We start from the raw sequence: 17,487 nt of genomic DNA, 5'->3' as shown, positions 1-17,487 counted from the left end.
GTCGCGCTGCGTCGTCGATTCGCTCGCTGCGCTGGCTCACGTTCAGTTGCCTACTTTCGTGTGTGCTCACCGTGTCGGGGCCGAGTCTAGTGGTGTCGCCGTAACGGACGCTGTGAGAGCACCTACAACGACCGCTCGTGAGAAACGTCGTTGTCCATCGGGTATTCGTCGCGATCCGGGGATCGGCGCGGAGAAAGTTGACCGATCGGCCGCTCCCGGGCGTGTCTGACCTGTTCAGGACCACTTCACCGGTGATATGACGTGCCGCTCCGGCGTGCCGCGGCGCCGTTGCACTTGCCTGTGATGTCCGCCCGGTGATGGAATCGGACAGAAGAGGGAACCGACCGCCGCCCCGTTGCGTCGGGTCTATAGGGGGAACCGAATTGGGGAGGTGGCATGACCGATAGCGAGCGGGAAGCGATGCGCGCCCGCAACGAGGAGTTGCGCATCCAGGTGGACTCGATGCTCGAGACCTACGAGCAACAGCGCCGCGAACTGGCCGACCTGCACTCCCGGCTGGCGTCGACCACCGGGGAGGCCTGGTCGTCGGACAATCTGGTGCGAGTGGTCAGCAACGTGTCGGGGGTACCACTCGAGGTGCATCTGGTGCCCGAGGCGTTCAAGCGCTCTACACCGGAGAAACTGGGCCGCTCGATGGCCGAGGCCGCGCAGGCCGCCGCCCGCGCCGCGACCGAGCAGTCACAGCAGGCCGTCGCGCCCATCGAGGAGTTGGCGGGCGAGCTCCCCGATCTTTCCGACATCGTCCCGGGCGCCCCGAGCATCAAGGATCTGGTCAGGTCACTGCTGCCGGAGCCGACCCCGGATGCCCAGGCGCCGCCGCCGCTGGACGAGGAAGAGGAAGACGACTATTACCGCAACCGCTCCTACCTCGACGACCGGCGCTGACGCCGCGGGAGGAACGCTGCCGGATATTCGCTGGAACCGAAACGGGTTCGTCCCCGTCCAACCTTGATGAAGCACCCGACTACCCGAAGGAGCCGCTGTGGACCCGTTGCGCGTCGACCCAGCGGCCCTGCGCGCCACGCAGCCCCGCTTCACCGATGTCGGCACGCGGGTGAAGAATGCACTGACCCTGCTGCAGGAATCGATCACTGCCGAGGGGCGATGCTGGGGCGATGACGAGGTGGGCAAAGCCTTCGAGACGAACTACGTCGGGATCGACGAACTGGTGCAGTCGGTGGACGGCCTGTCCTCGCTCTTGACCCGGATCGGCGAGAACATGGCGCAATCCGCTGACCTGCTGGCCGGTCAGGACGGCGCCAACGCCGGCGGACTCGCGGTCTGAACCATGGGTCTCGAAATCCCTGATTCACTGCAATGGGTCGCGAAATACGTAGTCGGCGCCGGAGATTGGCCGGAGGGCGACGAGACCGCGATGCGGCGCCTCGCCGATTCCTGGGACGGCCTCGCCGAGACACTCGGCACGATCGACGAGGACTCCGACGCCATCGTGCGCGACGTCCTGACTGCGCTGTCGTCGGGTCAGGCCCACGACACGGTCGCCACCATGTGGTCCTCCATCGGCGGCGACCAGGGCGCGATACAGGAACTGATCGACCGGTGCAAATTCCAGGCTGACACCCTCGACAAGGGCGCTCTCGACATCGAGCACACCAAGTTCACGATCATCGCGGCGATGATCATCCTGGCCGCCGAACTCGCCGTCGCACTCGCGACATCATGGACCGGGATCGGCGCCGCCGCAGGAGTCGCCGCCCGGGTGGCGACCCAGCTGGCGATCCGGTCGCTCGTGCGCGGCCTGATCCAGCGCATCCTGTCCCGGGCCATCGCGCGCGCGGCTGCGATAGGCGCACTCGCAGGTCTCGCGGAAGAGGGCGGCTCTCACCTCAGCGGCCTCCTGCTGCAAATGGCCCGGGGCGACCGCGATGGGATGACCGGCAAGGACTGGCAATCGCTCGGCCTGGTCTCCTTCGCCGGAACAGTCGGTGGCGCGGTCGGCGGCGGCCTGGGCAGCGGGGGCGCGCTGAACAATGTGATGAACATCGACAGCAAACTCGGCCGCCTCGGCGCCGTGGCAGCCGCCGACAGCGTCGGGGGCGTCGCCGGAGATGTCGCGGGCCAAGCCGCCACCGTCCCGTTCGGCGGCAAGTTCGAGATCGGCCTGGAGAGCCTCACCTCCGGCGTGTCCACCTCCGTCGCAACCACCGCAGCCAGCGCGGGCCCGCACGGCCACCTCAACGGAGTCAGCACCTCCGGAGAACACAACAGCGGAGAAAAACCCCCAGCCGGTAACGACTCCGGCGCTGGAACGAACGACCCCGCAGCGAGCAACCCGAGTCCCGGCACGAACGATCCCGCAGCGAGCAACCCCAGTTCCGGCACGAACGATCCCGGCGCGGCCACCACGAGCTCCGCGGCACACGACCCCGGCTCGACCACCAGCAAAGACGAGCCCGGCGAGAGCAGCCCGTCCAGCCCCACCCCCGCCGATACCGCAAGCCCCACTCCACCACCGAAAACCACCGACACTCCGGCACTTTCCGACACCGGCGTCTCTCCCGACACCAGCTATTCGCACTCCCAGAATCCGGCCGCAAACGACCCCGGCACCGCCCCCGGTAACACTGACATCGGAACTCCCACCACACCTCCGAATCCGAACGTCCCGGCTTCGCCGGACACCCTCGCGCCCGACACCGGCGTCGGCCCCACGGATTCCCACAACCCTCCCCCCGCCACCCAGGACAGCGGAAATCCAACCCCGGCACTACACGAAAACGGCACGAGCACACCCGATTCCGATACTTCCGTCCCGCCGCAGCCCAGCCCGCACGACAGCGCCGACCCCACCCCACCGGGCCCGCACCCCACGGAACCGAAGGCCGTCGACACGCCGCCCGACACCGGCGACACCCGCCCAGCCCCGGAGCACGCGGCCCCCGCACCTCCAACTGCCGACACCAACCCGCCGGCCACCCAAACCTCTTCCAGCACAACAACTCCCGCAACCAGCACGCCATCCATGTCGGGCTTCTCCCCGCACACCACGAACACCCCCGACACCACCCAGCGCCCCGCTACATCACCTCACACCCCGGCCACGGACACCCCTACCACCCCGACACCATCCCGCGCCGAAACCGCCGCTCCCCCAACGCTGCCCGGCACAAGCACCCGCCCCGACACCACCCACCGACCGGAACCCGGTCGACCGGAATCACCGGCTCGGCCGAACGCCACACCCGACGCCGCGCGACCGACATCACCACGTCCGGCCACGCCGCCGGCTCGCCCGGCGACCCCGTCGCGCGCCGATGCCACGCAGCAGCCAACCTCGTCGCGGAACGAACGGCCGGAACAGTTCGCCGACCATTTCGACGCTCCGACCCAGGACGCGGACCGCGAACTCGTGCAGACCGGCGGCGCGATCGGCCCCCGCGATCCGTCTCATGACGTGGAGTGGGCCGAGGCCGCCTACGAGCACTTCCGAGCCGACGACAGCGACATCGCGGACATCGCGCACAATCTCGCCGATCAGCCCCGACGGGACGGCAGCACCGGTTTCGACCGCGCCGAGATCGAGCAGATCAAGAACCATCTCATGCGCGACGAGCATCTGCTCAACGATCAGCAGAACGGTGGTCTCAGGCGAGGGCGGTTCGTCCCCTCGCGTTCCATCGCGGAGGCCTGGATCCGACTGCGGGCCGGAGAGCCGCTGCCACAGGACATCGTCCTTCTCGAGCACGAACTCGCTGAGGCCCGATACTTGCGTGAGAACCCGGGCGCCTCCGCAGCAGAAGCGCACTACAGGGCGAACGAGTCGTTCAATTGGCAAGCCGACGTACCCGCCCGCACCGGCGAAAGCTACGACACGCCACGAAAGGACCAGAATGGCACTGATGGTGTTCTACAACCAGATTCGGGACGACCAGAACGAGGTGGAGTACCTCTTCGGGGCGACGGAGAAGAATCTGGACCGCCGCCTGATCATCGACAAGCAGACACGTCAGATCCGGGACCCGGACAACAAGGGGGACGGCCTACCCATGGAGACGGCGGGCCACATCTTCCACCGGTTCCGCAAGGAAGGAACCTGGCCGACCAGGGGTCTGATCCAGGCCTAGAGAGCTCCAGCCTGGACCTCCCTCCACACCGACCCGCACGGGCTCCGGAACCCACCGACTTCACCCTCGACCTGCCCCCGATCGAGGCACCCGAACAGACCGCCGCCAGCCCCGACTCCACCCACGACCGGTCGGCGCCGAGCGACCAGGGGCGGGAGACTCCCCCGGAGTGGAGCCTCAATCTGGACCCTCCTACACACTCCCCAGAGCGACAGACACCCAACCACGACGAAACCGCCGACCCAGGCGATACCCACGCAGACAACACACCTCGGTACACAAGCCTCAACATCGAGTCCGACTCGTACCACACACGCGCGGCGGAAAACACCTCTCGCCCAGTGGGAGACGCACCTCCGGCAAATACACCCGCACCGGGCACCACGCCTTCCCACCCGATACCCGTGGGTCCCGCCCCCCACCACGCCGACACCGCTGCACCGCCTGTCCGCCCCGATTCGCGTCCCGACGACGTCCGTACCGGGCCGGAACGTACACACACGCCTCCCGAACAACCGATCCACCCGGACAGGCCGCCCCGCTCTCCGGCTGACGCCGATTCGCCGGCTCGACCGGACGAGCCCCGGCCGAGTCTGCGGGACATGTTCCCATCCAATGGTCGTCCGGCCGATCCGAACCGGTTGCTGCCGCTGCTCCGGCAGGCGATCGATGGTGAATACGGAGGGCTACGCGTCGAGGTCGACAAGGTCACCTGTATCCCCAACGAATTCAGTGTGAAGGGGAAAATATTTAGCCTCCCCGATAGGTTCGGGTACAGAAGGCTGGTCGGGGAGTTCAGCCGCGATTTCGCAATCGACGGAGACGGGCGCATAACCGCCAATCACGACTTCCTCAAAGTGGAGGAAGACGTTCAGGGTCGAGGGTTCGCCACCGAATTCAACCGTGCCATGTTCGACTGGTATCGCAAGTCGGGAGTGCACAAAGTTACTCTGTTGGCCAATATCGACGTCGGAAGCTATGCATGGGCGCGGCATGGTTTCACGTTCGCCGACCAGCACGTAGCTATGGACCAGATTCGCCCTCGACTCGAGGACCAGATCGATAGGGCGGTCCAGAGGGCAGAAGCGCTGCGGCAGCAGCTGAATTCACTTTCTCCAGGACAGGAGCGATCACCTCTCGAGAGGCAACTCGATGATCTCGACTCTATGATAAGCCAGGGACGGGAGATCCTCGACCGCTTCGAGGTAGGCTCGCCCAACTTCCCTACGCCGAAGGAAATTTCACAACTCGGTCGACCGGCCGATCTCAGTCCCGAAGAGGCGAGGAACCAAACGTGGCCGGGCAAAAAGATATTCATGGAGCCTGGCGAATCGATCCTCTGGAACGGGGAGCTGATTCTCGACACAGATACCGGGCATCCGCTGAGCCCAGACAATCCAGCCGCCGGACAAACCGCCCACCAGCCGCCGCGCGACCCGAGCGGCCACGGGACGGACACGTTCCGGAACCCGAACCCGGACCTCGCACCCGACACACACTCCACACCGATCCCGGGTAACGCGACTCCGACCGTGGGAGACGCAGCTCCGGTAAACACACCCACGCCGGGCAGCACACCTTTCCAACCGACACCTGTGGGCCCCGACCTCCGCCGCCCCGACACCACTCCGCCACCTGTCGGCCCCGATCCGCATCCCGACGATGTCCGCCCGGAGCCGGGCCCAACGAATGCGCCTCCCGGACAACCGACACGCTCGGACATTCCGCCCCGCTCCCCGGCATCGACGCCACCACCCGCCCAGCCGACCGGTCCGTACCCAGACCAGGGACAAACGCCCGAACGGCCACGCTGGGCGCATCAGAACCCCAACCATCACGCCGACGCCACCCGGCTGCCGGACTGGTGGCCGCAGCCCACCAGCGGACCTGCGGCGACCCCCGAGAACAGCCCCACCACAAGACATCCCGCGCCCGGCGCCGGGAACCCGGGCCGAGCCACGCCCGCTCCCGGCCGTCCTTACCCACAACCACACCCGAGCCCCGGCGAAAACCTCACCCGCGCCCCGGAATCGAACCCGCCCGCGCGTCCCGTCCCACCACCACACACGCCCCGGCCCACCGCCGGCCTGCCGCCTGACACATCACCGAACGGCCCCGGCACGCAACCACGTGCCGGACTCCCACCACACTCAGCACCGCCCCACAACCCAGGCACGCCACCCTATGGCGCACCACCCCACGCCCACACCCCGCCGCGCGCGGGTCTCCCACCACACCCCACGACACCAACCAACCCCAGCACACCACCACGCGCCGGACTCCCACCTCATCCGGCGCGGCCGGACGCAGCCGGCATACCGCCGGCCCAGAGGTCCCGGCCCGGTCTCGAATCAGCACCGACGACACCGATACCGCAGGCGCGGCCAAACATTCCCGGCGCGACACCACCGCATGCCGGAACGCCGCGTCACCCAGGGCAACCGAGCGCAACCGGCACACCGCCGGCACACACACGCCCGCCGAACGACCCCTCCCGCCCGCCGCATCCGGCGCAGCCTTACGGCCCCTCGTCACGACCGCCGATGCCGCCCGCAGCCCGGCCCCACGACCCCGCCACCCGACCGCCACACCCGTCGAACCGCACCCCGTACAACGACCGCAGCACCGCCCCACCCCACTCGGCAACCCCGTCCCGTCCGACCGACCCCCGCCCGCCGCATTCCGCCGCCCACAATCAGCCGACCCGTCCAATGTCCCCGCCGGAGAGCCGCGGGCGCCCCGACTACCGCGGCGAGCCGAATCACATTCCCGTACAACGGCCACCGACGAATCACTCGGGAACCCCGCCACGCGAAACCACCACTCACCCTCAGGTGCCGCATCCGGTCGGCAACCGTCCGCCGACAACGGACCATGGACGCGGTTGGGACGGTAGGCATCCGAACTTGCCGCCTGACCATCCCGCGCGGCAGCCCGGTGCGGAGCACTGGCGGCCCGAGCCCGGGACGGAGCCGCCGCGCAGGCCGGATAGCGCTTGGCGCCCGGAACGCCAGTCGACGGAGCCCGCCGATTCACGCACGCCGGAACACGATCCGGTAGAGCGCGGCTCTCGGCCTCCTCACGAGGGGCCGAGTTCCGACCGGACGGCCCCCCCGCCGCCGCCCACTGACACTAACGACGATTCGCCGACTCGACCGGACGAGCCCCGGCCGAGGTTGCGAGATCTGTTCCCGCCGAATCATCAACAGGCCGACCCGGACCGGTGGCTACCGTTGCTCCGACAAGCGATCGATGGCGAATACAGTGGGCTTCGCGTCCGAGTCGAGCACGTCATCGGCGGTTTGTCCCCATTTCATGCTTTGCCGACGTACGACTTGAAAATGATGGCGGAAATATATGACGCAGACGGAAAATGGGTCGGATCTGTCACACGCATCTTCACACTCGAGAATAACGGGCGTATAAGCGTCATCCACCAGGACCTCGAGTTGATCCGCAGCGTGCAGGGGCAAGGGTTCGCCACCGAGTTCAACCGTGTCATGTTCGGCTGGTACCGAGAGTCGGGGGTGCACAACGTCGTTCTGCTGGCCAATATCGACGTCGGAAGCTACGCATGGGCACGACAGGGTTTCACATTCGCCGACCACCACCAAGCCGTCGACCAAATTCGCCCACGACTGGAAAACGAGATCGAAAAGGCGATACACAGAGCTGAGCTTCTGCAGCGGCAACTGAGTCCCCTTCCCCCGGGGCCAGAACGATCACACCTCGAGAACCAACTCACGGATCTCAACTCCACCATCAGCCAGGGACAAGAGATCCTCAACCGCTTCCACGTAGGATCGCCCAACTTCCCTACACCACAAGAGATTTCACAACTCGGCCGACCTGCCGACGCCATTCCCGGACAATCGAGGCAGCATACATGGCCCGGCAAATCAGTTTTCATGGAGCCCGGCGAGCATATCGCCTGGGATGCCGAAATGATTCTCGAACAGGAGCAACATTGAGAGACCACCGAATCGCCCCGAGAGGCTGGCCTAATGCGGAAAGCAACAGACGCAGCATCAAGGTCGGGCACTGGCACGACGACTGGGCCAGGCGGTGGCGAGATCGCGCGGAGTTCCGGCCGGAAACCCGGACGGTCGAAAATAGCGACTACAACCAACATTACGTCGACGTCGAGGCTCCCGTAGAGGCCGAACTGGACTACAGTGCGCGATCGGACGAAGTGAGCGGCAGCTTCCCCGGGGGTACGCGGCGGCTGCCGATACCGACAGGAGCCGAGCGCCTGAGAGGGGCTATGGTCGGCGCCGGTATCGGTGATGGTTTCGCTTATGCGCGAGACCATTTCGGTTTGACCTCATTTCCCTGGGATGCGGGGGCACCGATACGCGCGCAGGAGAAGTTCGTCGACTTTCTTCCAGCATCGTTCATGCCATCGACCTGGATCACCCAGTTGATGGGATACTCCGCGGAGGGATTGATACGCGCACTCGCCGGTAGACGTATCGGGCAGCCGGTCGACCCGGTGTCAACCGTGCAGCACGCATTGCAACGCTGGCTCTATTACATGAAGCGGTCGGTGAGCGCCGTCGGCGAATGGCGCATTTATGGCGGCATTTATGCGCGTGACGCCGGCGATCACGATTACCCCGACGGACTTGCCGGGCACGACACCAATTTTGTCTCCAACCGAGACCCGGACGCCGCGGTCCTCGACGCTCTACTTGGATTCGCCTCCACCGGCACCATCTCGACTCCCGCCGACCCGCGCAGCGAAGCCCGAGGCGCCGATGTCCTGGTTCGTGCCGCCCTCGCCGCAGTATGGTCGGAGGATCTGTCGGAGACCTTCGATCTCGCCGTCGCCATCGCCGCCCTCACCCACCCACACCCCGACGACTACCTCCCCGCGGCTGCCCTGGCCGTGATCCTGCACCAGCAGCTCCGCGACCATCCGTTCATGGACTGCCTCGCCGCTGGCTACAGCCAGGCGAGCAAACGATCGGGACATGAAAAGACCCTCGCGGCAATAGATACCGTGGTTTCGCTGGTCCGCGACGAGTGGGTCCCCACCCAGCCCAGCAGCCTCCGCCGCCACTTCCCCAACGGCGGCGCCGACGGTGTCGAAGCACTCGGCATCGCCCTCTACTCCGCCATGGTCAGCGACTACATACGCGAGGCACTGCTCCTGGCGTTGAATTACGCCACCCACCGCCCCCAAGTCGCGGCCGTGGCGGGAATGCTCATCGGCGCCGAGTACGGAATTCAGGCTGTACCCAAGGCTCTTCGCGAACCGGTCGCCTCGGTCGGCACCCTCGACGCCTTCGCCCAGGACCTCGCCACCGAACTCCGCGACGTCCTCACCGACGCGGAATGGCTCCGCCGCTACCCGCCCACCTGAACTCGATCGCACAGCTGGTATGAACGTCCCATGACGGCTCCCGTCTCGAAACATACTCCCCCACAGGCGATCCGGATCGGTGTCGGAAGCCCGGTAGAGCTGCCGACCAGCCCTGAATCGGCTATCGAGATGCAGGAAAGGCTGCGAACATCGGTCGATACGACCGATCCCCGTCCGCCGAACTTCCGCACCGTCGCCGGACTCGACTCGGCCTACGACGACGCGGGGCAGGTCGTCGCGGCCGTGGTCGTCCTCGATGCCGACACCCTCGAACCCGTCGACACCGCCACGGCTCGAGGCGAAGTCACCTTCCCCTACGTCCCGGGTCTGCTCGCCTTCCGTGAACTGCCCACCACTCTCGCCGCGCTGGAAAAACTCGGCACCACACCGGATCTCCTGGTGTGCGATGGGCAGGGCATCGCGCATCCGCGCCGTTTCGGACTGGCCTGTCACCTCGGATTGATCACGGGCCTGCCGACCATCGGCGTCGCCAAGAACGTGCTGGGCGAGTGCGAAGAACCAGCGGCCGAACGCGGCTCGGTCAGCGACATCACGCTGGACGGGGAAATCGTCGGCAGGGCACTACGCACCCAGAGGGACGTCAAACCGGTTTACGTCTCGGTGGGCCACCGGATCAGCATCGACACGGCCTGCGCGCAAGTTCTCGCCCTGAGCCCGAACCACCGCCAGCCGGAAACCACTCGCCGCGCCGACCACCTCTGCCGGACTCTGCTGCGCGATATCGCGGCCGGGGAGAACTGATTCACCACTGATACGGCAGGAACTTCCCGTCCAGCGTCACCACGACCCGATCCCCGGCCGGATCCTCCACACGCTTGACGTCCATCCGGAAATTGATGGCGCTCATGATGCCGTCACCGAATTCCTCGTGAATCAGTTCCTTGATCGCCGGCCCGTACACCTGCAGGACCTCATAGAACCGGTAGATCGTGGGATCGGTAGGCACCGCGGTCTCCAGGGCGCCACGCGTGGGCTGCGCCTGCAACGCCAGTTCCGTCTCGCCATTCAGATCGAGCATCGCCGCAACGGTTTTCGCAGCCTCCGCGGGCACAGGATGCTGCCCGAGCAGTGCGGCGACCGTCCACGCCGGCGCCTTCCCGATAGCCTCGGCCAACTGCGCCCACGAAACCCCGAGCCGCTGTTTAGCCGCCACCACAGCCAACCCCGCGTCCTTCTTCGACACCATCACGCCTCCTCACATCTGCGAACCCGAAGGACGCTACCGCCCGAACATTCCCACCAGGTTAAATTCTTGGCTTGCAGCATCGAATCGCGACCTGCAAGACCGCCCTGGTCGCGACACCGGGATAAAACGATCTGGCAGCCCGAACGACCAAATCCGACAGCCGAGCGAGCACAACCAGCCACCCGTTCGGCGATAATGCCGCCTCGGGCCTGTCCATCAGGTGAAGCCCCATCTCGGGCTGGTGCCGTCCGAGCATTCGATCACCGTCCGCTCCGGACAGCGGAAATACCGCTTCGCGACCTATCGACACGAATTTATCGCGCTTACCAACGGCTACCTCGGCGGCCTTATCGGCATACCGCGAGAAAGGAAACTCCTAAGGAAACAGTTTAATAGGGTTCACGATATCGGCTACGAGGGTGAGGATCATGTAGGCACCTCCGATGACAACGACTACATAGGTGGCCGGTAGCAGCTTCATATAGTACACCGGAGCGCCCGGCGGCAGACCCTTGCGCCCGCGCAGGACATTGCGCACCTTCTCATACAGCACCACCGCGATATGCCCGCCATCCAGCGGCAGCAGCGGCAGAATGTTGAAGGCCCCGAGGAAGAAGTTCAGGCTCGCCAGCACCAGTACGAATACGCCCCAGAGCCCGCGCTCGGCGGTTTCGCCGCCGATCTTGCTGGCGCCGTACACGCTGACCGGAGTGTCCGCGTCTCGCTCACCTCCGGTGACCGCGTGCCACAGGTTCACCACCTTGGTCGGCATCTGCGCCAGCGACTGGAACGTCTTGGCGAACATCTCCCCCGTGAAGGAAATCGAGGCCGGAATCGCGGGCAGCAGACCGTATTTCGTCGGCGGATAGAAATCCTGGCCTACTCCGACCTTGCTGACGTATACCGGCTCGGTCACGCGCTCGTCCGAATCCGGCTTCAGCGGATACGTGGCCACGCGCTCCGGCATGACCGAGATGTCGAGCTTTTGCCCGTCCCGTTCGACCGTGTAGAGGATCGGGCCGGACTGGGTTTCGGTGATCTTGCGGAAATCGTTCCAGCTTTTCACCGGCACACCGTTGATGGCCTTCACCAAATCGCCGCGCCGCAGACCGGCCACCTGCGCGGGACCCTCGCCAGTGCACGGCGCCGCGCTGCCGTCCGGATTCTGCGGCGCCACACATCCGGCCGGAATGATCTGCGTCTCCGGCGGAGCGTCCAGGCGCGGCAGCCCCCACGCCACCGCCAGCAACACGATCAGCAGGAAGCCGAGGAAGAAGTTCATCAGGATGCCGCCGGACATCACCAGCAACCGCTTCCACGTGGCCTGCCGGTACATGGCCCGGTCCACATCCTCCGGTTCCAGCTCGTCGAGAGCGGTCATGCCCGCGATATCGCAGAAACCGCCCAGCGGCAATGCCTTCAGACCGTATTCGGTATCACCCCGGCGGAAGGAAAAGATCTTCGGCCCGAACCCCACGAAATAGCGGCGCACCTTCATGCCCGTGGCCTGCGCCGTCCACATATGGCCACATTCGTGCAGGGCCACCGATACCGTGATACCGAGGGCGAACAGCACGAACCCGATCGCGAACCCCATGCGGTATCGAACCCTCCTGCGTCAATTACCCACGTGCTTGCGCGCACGCTGCCGAGCCCACGCGTCGGCCGCGAGCACCTCGTCCAAGGTAGCCGGTTCCGCGCTCCACTGATCGGCCGACTCGACCACCTGCGCCACCGTACCCACGATGTCGGGGAAACGAATCTGCCCGTCGAGGAACGCCTGCACCGCGATCTCGTTGGCCGCGTTGTAGACCGCCGTCACACTACCGCCGGCCTTTCCGGCCTGCCGCGCCAGCTCCACGGCGGGGAACACGACATTGTCCACCGGTTCGAATTCCCAGGTGAAGGCCTTGCCGAAGTCGAGCGGAGCGAGTACCCCCGGCACCCGGTCCGGCCAGCCCAGCGCCAGCGAGATGGGCAGTCTCATGTCAGGCGGGCTGGCCTGGGCGATGGTGGAACCGTCGGTGAACGTCGCCATCGAGTGCACGATCGACTGCGGGTGCACGCTCACGTCGATCCTGTCGTAGTCGATGCCGAAGAGCATGTGCGCCTCGATCAGCTCCAGGCCCTTGTTCACCAGCGTCGCCGAGTTCAGGGTGTTCATCAGGCCCATCGACCAGGTGGGGTGCGCCTTCGCCTCCTCCGGGCGCACCGATTCGAGCATTTCGGTGGTCCAGCCGCGGAACGGTCCCCCGGAGGCGGTAAGCACCAGTCGGTCCACCTCGCTCTCGCGGCCGCTGCGCAGGCACTGGGCCATCGCCGAATGCTCCGAATCCACCGGCACGATCTGGCCGGGCGCGGCCGCACGGGTCACCAGCGAACCGCCCGCTACCAGGGATTCCTTGTTCGCCAGCGCGAGCCGCTTGCCGGACTCCAGGGTCGCCAGCGTCGGCTCCAAACCCAGCGCGCCCACCAGCGCGTTGAGCACCACGTCCGCCTCCGTGCGGCGGACCAGTTCGGTCACCGCGTCCGGACCCGCAAGCGCGACACCGAGTTTCGCGGCCGCGACCGGATCCGCGACGGCGACGTTGCCGGTGCCCGTGGCCCGGATCTGTTCGGCCAGCAGCTCGGTGTTGCCGCCGCGAGCGGCCAGACCGACCACCTGGAACCGCTCCGGGTCGGCGGCCATCACCTCCAGCGCCTGTGTGCCAATGGAACCGGTGCTACCGAGCAGCAGGACTCTCACGATGTCGGACACCCTTCCATTGTTCCCGATCAGCCGCCGCCGACACCCGCTCACCCCGCTGGCTACGACGGGCAGTCGTATGCCAACATAGTGACGAGAGTGCGCACTGGTTGTGCAACGAACTGGAACGGATGGGAGCGAACGTGGCCGCCACGGAACTGGAGCCCGCCAAGAGCACCGTCGTCACCAAGGTCGATCCCGCCGAGGTTCCCTCCGCGGCGTGGGGCTGGAGCGGCGAGTCGCGGCGCACCTTCCGCGCCGCCGGCTGGGTGGTCGTGGTGATCCTGCTGGGCATGCTGTTCGAGGGTCCGCAGGGCAGTTCGTCGGGCACCGGCAACATCGGCTACCTGTTTCTCATCGGTTTCGCCGTCGCGCTCGCGGGCGTGCTGATCCGCGATTCGTTCCTGAAGAACAAGCCGCGCTAACGCCCCCGGCGGCGGGTCGGCCTGCCGCGTCCCGGATTTCCGCGTCCGGCGGTCCCCCGACCGCCGGACGTTCGTTTGCCCGGCTCCTTCCGCCGCGGTGTGTCGCGTTCGGCCGCAACGTCTTTCGCACGACCCGAGGGTGATCGGGAACTGCGCTCGGTGCGGCCGCGCACGATCCCGATGAATTCCTCGACGGTCTCGGTGGTCCGCTCGACCGGCCACGCCAGGGCTACCTCGGTGCCCGGCAGGTCGGTGACGGTGCGGAAGACGAGGTCGCGCCGGTGATGCAGCCGGGCCAGCGACTGCGGCATGACGGCGGCGCCGCCGACCGCCGCGACGAGTTCGACCGTGCCCGCCAGCTCGTCGATGTCACCGGCGTCCTGCATCCGCTCGTCGGCCAGGTCCGCCTCGGTCACCTCGTCGAACAGCGAAATCGGATGGTCCTTGGGCACGACGACGACCGGCAGTTCGCGGTAGAGGGGAATGGCGTGCATGCCGTCACGGTCGATCGGCAGGCGCACGAAACACATGTCGACGCGGCCGTCACGCAGCGCCGCGTCCTGCTCGGCCTGCGGTACGCCGATCAGGTCCATCGGACTGTCCGGGAATCGCTCGCTCCACCGGCGCGCCCACTTGGCCACGATCACGCCGGGGACGTAACCCACGCGCAGCGCATCGGGGGCGAATTCGCTCATTCCGGTAAGGGTATCGGGTGGGTCATGGGGAGCCCTGTTCCCGCCCGCCGCCGTAGTTTCGCAGGCCGAGCGTCATGTCCACGCAGGCGCCGAGCAGCATGTCCTGCTCGACCCGGTCCCGCAGGAGCAGCCCGCGGACGGCGATCCGGTCGGGGCGAGGCCCGGTGTATCCGATGTCCAGGCAACCGAGTTCGCCGCCGGACCGGTCGAGCACCAGCAGGCGCGCACGTTCGGGGGTGCGTAGCATGCCCGGATCTCGGACGAAATGGAACAGGGTGCCGCCTGTCGCGGTGACCGCGGTGGCCGACGCCGCGCGCAGAATGGTGCCGACGACCGCTCCGTCCGCACGGTATATCGAGGTGGACGAGGAATCCTTCGGTTCCACCCACACCTCGGGACGCTCGGGATAGTCGATCCGGTACCGTTCGCGATCGGCCGCGCGCACGGCGGCCGCCAATATCTGTCCCGTTCCGGCGCGAAAGGTCACCTTGGGCGCGCCTGCCTGAATGCGCTCGACCCGGCCCTCGATCGCCATTGATCCGTTCCGCAGGGCTGACATAGGAAGATGTTATTGCTGTGACGTAGATCTCACAGCGAATCGAGGCAGATCCCGTCCTCGAAACCTCCGCCACGGAAGCGGGCCTCTGCTACGGCACGATCCGTGGGAACGTGGACCAGGACTCGTGTCCTCGATCCATCTGGACCAGCGCGTTTCAGGGCATCGGCACGTGCGCCACCACCGCGTACGTGTCCTGGCACAACATCGACACCGGGGCGCGCGGCGACATCACCGTGAAACCGGTCGGGTCGTGGTGCAACTCCGCGCGGACTCTGTCGGGGCCGGGACACGTCGAATTGACGGTCACGACACAGGAATTCGTGCATTCTCCCGATTCGGTGCGGGTGGAGTACGTCATTCCGGGCCAGCCGGAGTCGATCCTGCCGTGGAGCCGACGTAGGTTCGTCCGCGGCGGGTTGCCCGACGGCACAACGCATTACGTCGCGTATCGCAGGGCTGCCGAGCCTCGGCGCACTCGGCGGCTCGGTCGGGCGCGGTAGCGGCAATAGGTAGCCGCCTCGGCCGTCGTGCGCGCTCGATGGTTGTACATGCCGATGCCGATGGCGGCGGCCGCGGCAGCGAGCACCACAGCCGTCACCCGCAGCGCCGCGGGAAATCCGTGGAAGAACGCGGCCGTGCCGCCACCACCGAACAGCACCACGATCGGTCCCAGCGCCGCGGGGCCGAGCACCGAACCGATCCGCAGGGCCGTGGCCTGTACCGCGGCGGCAGACCCAGCGTGTTGCGGTGAAACAGCCGCGATGATCACCGACGTCTGCGGCGCGCGCGTCCACATCACGCCGAATCCGACGACCGTCCCCGCCGTCGCGTACAGCCAGGATTCGTCCCGCACATCCACACCCGCGCCCAGAGTCGCACCGCACGCGCAGCACAGCAGGCCGGAGACGAGCAGCGCTCGCAGCGGCACCAGTTGCTGCCGCGCGGATCCGGACAGCACCGCGCCGATGATCATGCCGAGAAACATCGGAACGGCGAGCACCAGCGCGGTCAGCGCCGGTTCGGCCGGACTGCTCAGGAGCGCGACGATAGGCAACAGATACACGGCCGCCGCGACCTCACTCGCGAGGCCCGCCACGCAGGCCGCGGCGAACGGCGTCGAGCGCATCAGCCGCACAGGCAGTGCCGGGTCGGCCCGACGGCGTTCCCACCACACGAACATCACCGCCAGCCCGGCGGCCGCGGCTACCGAACCGGCCACTAGCGGACTGCGCCAGCCGTTCTCGACCGCACGCCCGATGCCGATGAACAGCATGGCGGGTGCCGACCCTGCCAGCAGCGCACCAACGATGTCGGCGCGCCGATCCCCGGCAGGCTCCGCGGCGGGCACCACCAACCATCCGAGCCCCAGTACGCCCACCGCCAACCCGGCGGTCAGCAAATACCCTGTCCGCCAGCCGATCACTGTCACCAGCACACCACCACCCAGCCCACCGGCCAGCACCGCCGCCGACTGCACGGCCAGCCACATCCCCACCACCGCAGGCAATTCGGACGCGAAGAACAAACGCGGCAACACCGACAATGCCGTCACCACGACCGCCGCGGTCGCCATCCCGGTCACCACACGACCGCCGAGGAAGATCCATTCGTCGGCAGCGAAAGTACTGATCAGACAACCGATCACGATGCCGATCCCACCCGCGAGCAACAGCGCCCGCCGCCCGGTACGGTCGGCGAGCACCCCCGACCCCAGCAGCAACGCCACCGTCACCGCACTACCGATCCAGGAGGCCGGAGCCGCAGTCCCCGAACCCATCTCGAATTCCCGTGTCACCTGCGGCATCGCCACCGCGTGCACGGCCGCGTCCACACTCGCCAGACTCGACAGCACCGCAACCGCACCCAACGCGAACCGCCGCCGATCCCGCCGCCGCGCCACCCGCCGCGGCCACACTTGCGGCACCGGAGTGTCGACCATCGCCACACCGTCCCCTTCCTCCGAATGGCAATCGCCGACATATTGCCCAGCTGTTGCCGGAAACCGGAGATGGCACCGCGGCGTGTCGTGGATCGATGCATCTTCACACGCCGACCCCGAACCGAACCGTTCGGTTGGAGATAACAGATCAATTGCTCCCGTCCGGAACCACCTTCCCGCACGGTCCCGCAGCCGTAAACTCTCCCCCGTCCCCGGGTGCCCCCGAGGACACGGTGGTCGACAGCAGCCCAAGCCGCCGACCACCCGCTGTACGCAGTCCGACGAGGCCCGGGGTCGAGCATGCCCCGGGCCTCGTCCGCGTTCTCGGCGATTCCAAGATCCGAACCGTTGAGCAGACCGGTGCCGCACAACACCGCCATCGCGGCAACGGCCCCGCAGCCTATTAGCCAAACCACAGCAGTTTATCGAGACCAGTTGGTATTAG

At 66.9% G+C, this 17,487-nt stretch carries 18 protein-coding genes and 1 pseudogene; 8 read left to right on the top strand and 11 right to left on the bottom strand.

Annotated features, from left to right (window positions below):
- Positions 1-396: 396 nt before the first annotated feature.
- The 3 genes and pseudogenes from NWFMUON74_RS10870 to NWFMUON74_RS37010 form a co-directional block, all read left to right on the top strand.
- Positions 397-906: a YbaB/EbfC family nucleoid-associated protein gene (locus tag NWFMUON74_RS10870; RefSeq protein WP_187687694.1), complete on the top strand. Its 510-nt coding sequence runs from the start codon at positions 397-399 to the stop codon at positions 904-906.
- Between the two features lie 97 nt (positions 907-1,003).
- Positions 1,004-1,306 carry a WXG100 family type VII secretion target gene (locus NWFMUON74_RS10865; RefSeq protein WP_187687693.1) on the top strand — a complete coding sequence of 101 codons (303 nt, stop codon included), beginning with the start codon at positions 1,004-1,006 and terminating at the stop codon, positions 1,304-1,306.
- 3 nt (positions 1,307-1,309) lie between these two features.
- Positions 1,310-1,699: pseudogene (locus tag NWFMUON74_RS37010) on the top strand (WXG100-like domain-containing protein); the annotation flags it as partial.
- Here NWFMUON74_RS37010 and NWFMUON74_RS10855 read toward each other — a convergent pair.
- Both NWFMUON74_RS10855 and NWFMUON74_RS10850 read right to left on the bottom strand, forming a co-directional pair.
- Positions 1,700-2,104, bottom strand: coding sequence for a hypothetical protein (locus NWFMUON74_RS10855; protein WP_187687691.1), 405 nt, complete (start codon positions 2,102-2,104; stop codon positions 1,700-1,702).
- A gap of 1,140 nt (positions 2,105-3,244) precedes the next feature.
- Positions 3,245-3,727, bottom strand: a complete 483-nt coding sequence (locus NWFMUON74_RS10850; protein ID WP_187687690.1) for a hypothetical protein — start codon at positions 3,725-3,727, stop codon at positions 3,245-3,247.
- Between the two features lie 145 nt (positions 3,728-3,872).
- Here NWFMUON74_RS10850 and NWFMUON74_RS10845 point away from each other — a divergent pair, with 145 nt between their 5' ends.
- On the top strand, positions 3,873-4,106 hold the full coding sequence (locus NWFMUON74_RS10845) for a hypothetical protein (RefSeq protein ID WP_187687689.1): 234 nt from the start codon (positions 3,873-3,875) through the stop codon (positions 4,104-4,106).
- A gap of 686 nt (positions 4,107-4,792) precedes the next feature.
- Here NWFMUON74_RS10845 and NWFMUON74_RS10840 read toward each other — a convergent pair.
- Positions 4,793-5,125, bottom strand: a complete 333-nt coding sequence (locus NWFMUON74_RS10840; RefSeq protein ID WP_187687688.1) for a hypothetical protein — start codon at positions 5,123-5,125, stop codon at positions 4,793-4,795.
- 815 nt (positions 5,126-5,940) lie between these two features.
- Positions 5,941-6,066 (bottom strand): hypothetical protein, encoded by a 126-nt coding sequence (locus NWFMUON74_RS36540; RefSeq protein WP_269475330.1) that lies wholly within the window; start codon positions 6,064-6,066, stop codon positions 5,941-5,943.
- Positions 6,067-7,282: 1,216 nt separating this feature from the next.
- Here NWFMUON74_RS36540 and NWFMUON74_RS10835 point away from each other — a divergent pair.
- Genes NWFMUON74_RS10835 through nfi form a run of 3 tightly spaced genes read left to right on the top strand, consistent with a single transcriptional unit; the run spans position 7,283 to position 10,233 of the window.
- Complete coding sequence (locus NWFMUON74_RS10835) at positions 7,283-8,077, top strand: hypothetical protein (protein WP_187687687.1); 795 nt, start codon at positions 7,283-7,285, stop codon at positions 8,075-8,077.
- Positions 8,074-9,471, top strand: a complete 1,398-nt coding sequence (locus NWFMUON74_RS10830; RefSeq protein WP_187687686.1) for an ADP-ribosylglycohydrolase family protein — start codon at positions 8,074-8,076, stop codon at positions 9,469-9,471. The genes NWFMUON74_RS10835 and NWFMUON74_RS10830 overlap by 4 nt, the downstream gene beginning before the upstream one ends.
- Positions 9,472-9,501: 30 nt before the next feature.
- On the top strand, positions 9,502-10,233 hold the full coding sequence (nfi, locus tag NWFMUON74_RS10825; protein WP_187687685.1) for a deoxyribonuclease V: 732 nt from the start codon (positions 9,502-9,504) through the stop codon (positions 10,231-10,233).
- A gap of 1 nt (position 10,234) precedes the next feature.
- Here the strand turns inward: nfi and cynS are convergent, their stop codons facing one another.
- From cynS to dxr, 3 genes are all read right to left on the bottom strand, one after another.
- A complete protein-coding gene (gene cynS, locus NWFMUON74_RS10820; protein ID WP_425300507.1) occupies positions 10,235-10,675 on the bottom strand; it encodes a cyanase in 441 nt (146 codons plus the stop codon).
- Positions 10,676-11,054: 379 nt separating this feature from the next.
- The gene (locus tag NWFMUON74_RS10815) at positions 11,055-12,275 is read right to left on the bottom strand and encodes a M50 family metallopeptidase (protein ID WP_187687683.1); all 1,221 of its coding nucleotides are present in this window, start codon (positions 12,273-12,275) and stop codon (positions 11,055-11,057) included.
- Positions 12,276-12,296: 21 nt separating this feature from the next.
- A complete protein-coding gene (dxr, locus tag NWFMUON74_RS10810; RefSeq protein ID WP_269475329.1) occupies positions 12,297-13,436 on the bottom strand; it encodes a 1-deoxy-D-xylulose-5-phosphate reductoisomerase in 1,140 nt (379 codons plus the stop codon).
- Positions 13,437-13,567: 131 nt separating this feature from the next.
- Between dxr and NWFMUON74_RS10805 the strand changes: the two genes are divergently transcribed.
- Positions 13,568-13,849 carry a DUF2631 domain-containing protein gene (locus NWFMUON74_RS10805; protein WP_232110951.1) on the top strand — a complete coding sequence of 94 codons (282 nt, stop codon included), beginning with the start codon at positions 13,568-13,570 and terminating at the stop codon, positions 13,847-13,849.
- On the opposite strand, the gene NWFMUON74_RS10800 is transcribed toward NWFMUON74_RS10805, so the two are convergent.
- From NWFMUON74_RS10800 to NWFMUON74_RS10785, 4 genes are all read right to left on the bottom strand, one after another.
- A complete protein-coding gene (locus tag NWFMUON74_RS10800) occupies positions 13,846-14,544 on the bottom strand; it encodes a LysR family substrate-binding domain-containing protein (protein WP_187687680.1) in 699 nt (232 codons plus the stop codon). The genes NWFMUON74_RS10805 and NWFMUON74_RS10800 overlap by 4 nt on opposite strands.
- Before the next feature lie 22 nt (positions 14,545-14,566).
- Positions 14,567-15,103: a hypothetical protein gene (locus NWFMUON74_RS10795; RefSeq protein WP_187687679.1), complete on the bottom strand. Its 537-nt coding sequence runs from the start codon at positions 15,101-15,103 to the stop codon at positions 14,567-14,569.
- Between the two features lie 154 nt (positions 15,104-15,257).
- On the bottom strand, positions 15,258-15,410 hold the full coding sequence (locus NWFMUON74_RS10790) for a hypothetical protein (RefSeq protein ID WP_187687678.1): 153 nt from the start codon (positions 15,408-15,410) through the stop codon (positions 15,258-15,260).
- A gap of 129 nt (positions 15,411-15,539) precedes the next feature.
- Complete coding sequence (locus NWFMUON74_RS10785) at positions 15,540-17,042, bottom strand: MFS transporter (RefSeq protein WP_187687677.1); 1,503 nt, start codon at positions 17,040-17,042, stop codon at positions 15,540-15,542.
- Between the last annotated feature and the right edge of the window lie 445 nt (positions 17,043-17,487).

The sequence above is a fragment of the Nocardia wallacei genome (assembly GCF_014466955.1).
GTDB classification, from domain to species: Bacteria; Actinomycetota; Actinomycetes; order Mycobacteriales; family Mycobacteriaceae; genus Nocardia; species Nocardia wallacei.
This window is presented reverse-complemented; position numbering and strand designations above follow the sequence as displayed.

What these genes read in the sequence shown, in the direction of transcription:
- NWFMUON74_RS10870 (WP_187687694.1), top strand. Translation starts at nt 397, where the DNA reads ATGACCGATAGCGAGCGGGAAGCGATGCGCGCCCGCAACGAGGAGTTG.
- NWFMUON74_RS10845 (WP_187687689.1), top strand. Translation starts at nt 3,873, where the DNA reads ATGGCACTGATGGTGTTCTACAACCAGATTCGGGACGACCAGAACGAG.
- nfi (WP_187687685.1), top strand. Translation starts at nt 9,502, where the DNA reads ATGACGGCTCCCGTCTCGAAACATACTCCCCCACAGGCGATCCGGATC.
- NWFMUON74_RS10815 (WP_187687683.1), bottom strand. Translation starts at nt 12,275, where the DNA reads ATGGGGTTCGCGATCGGGTTCGTGCTGTTCGCCCTCGGTATCACGGTA.
- NWFMUON74_RS10800 (WP_187687680.1), bottom strand. Translation starts at nt 14,544, where the DNA reads ATGAGCGAATTCGCCCCCGATGCGCTGCGCGTGGGTTACGTCCCCGGC.
- NWFMUON74_RS10795 (WP_187687679.1), bottom strand. Translation starts at nt 15,103, where the DNA reads ATGTCAGCCCTGCGGAACGGATCAATGGCGATCGAGGGCCGGGTCGAG.
- NWFMUON74_RS10785 (WP_187687677.1), bottom strand. Translation starts at nt 17,042, where the DNA reads ATGGTCGACACTCCGGTGCCGCAAGTGTGGCCGCGGCGGGTGGCGCGG.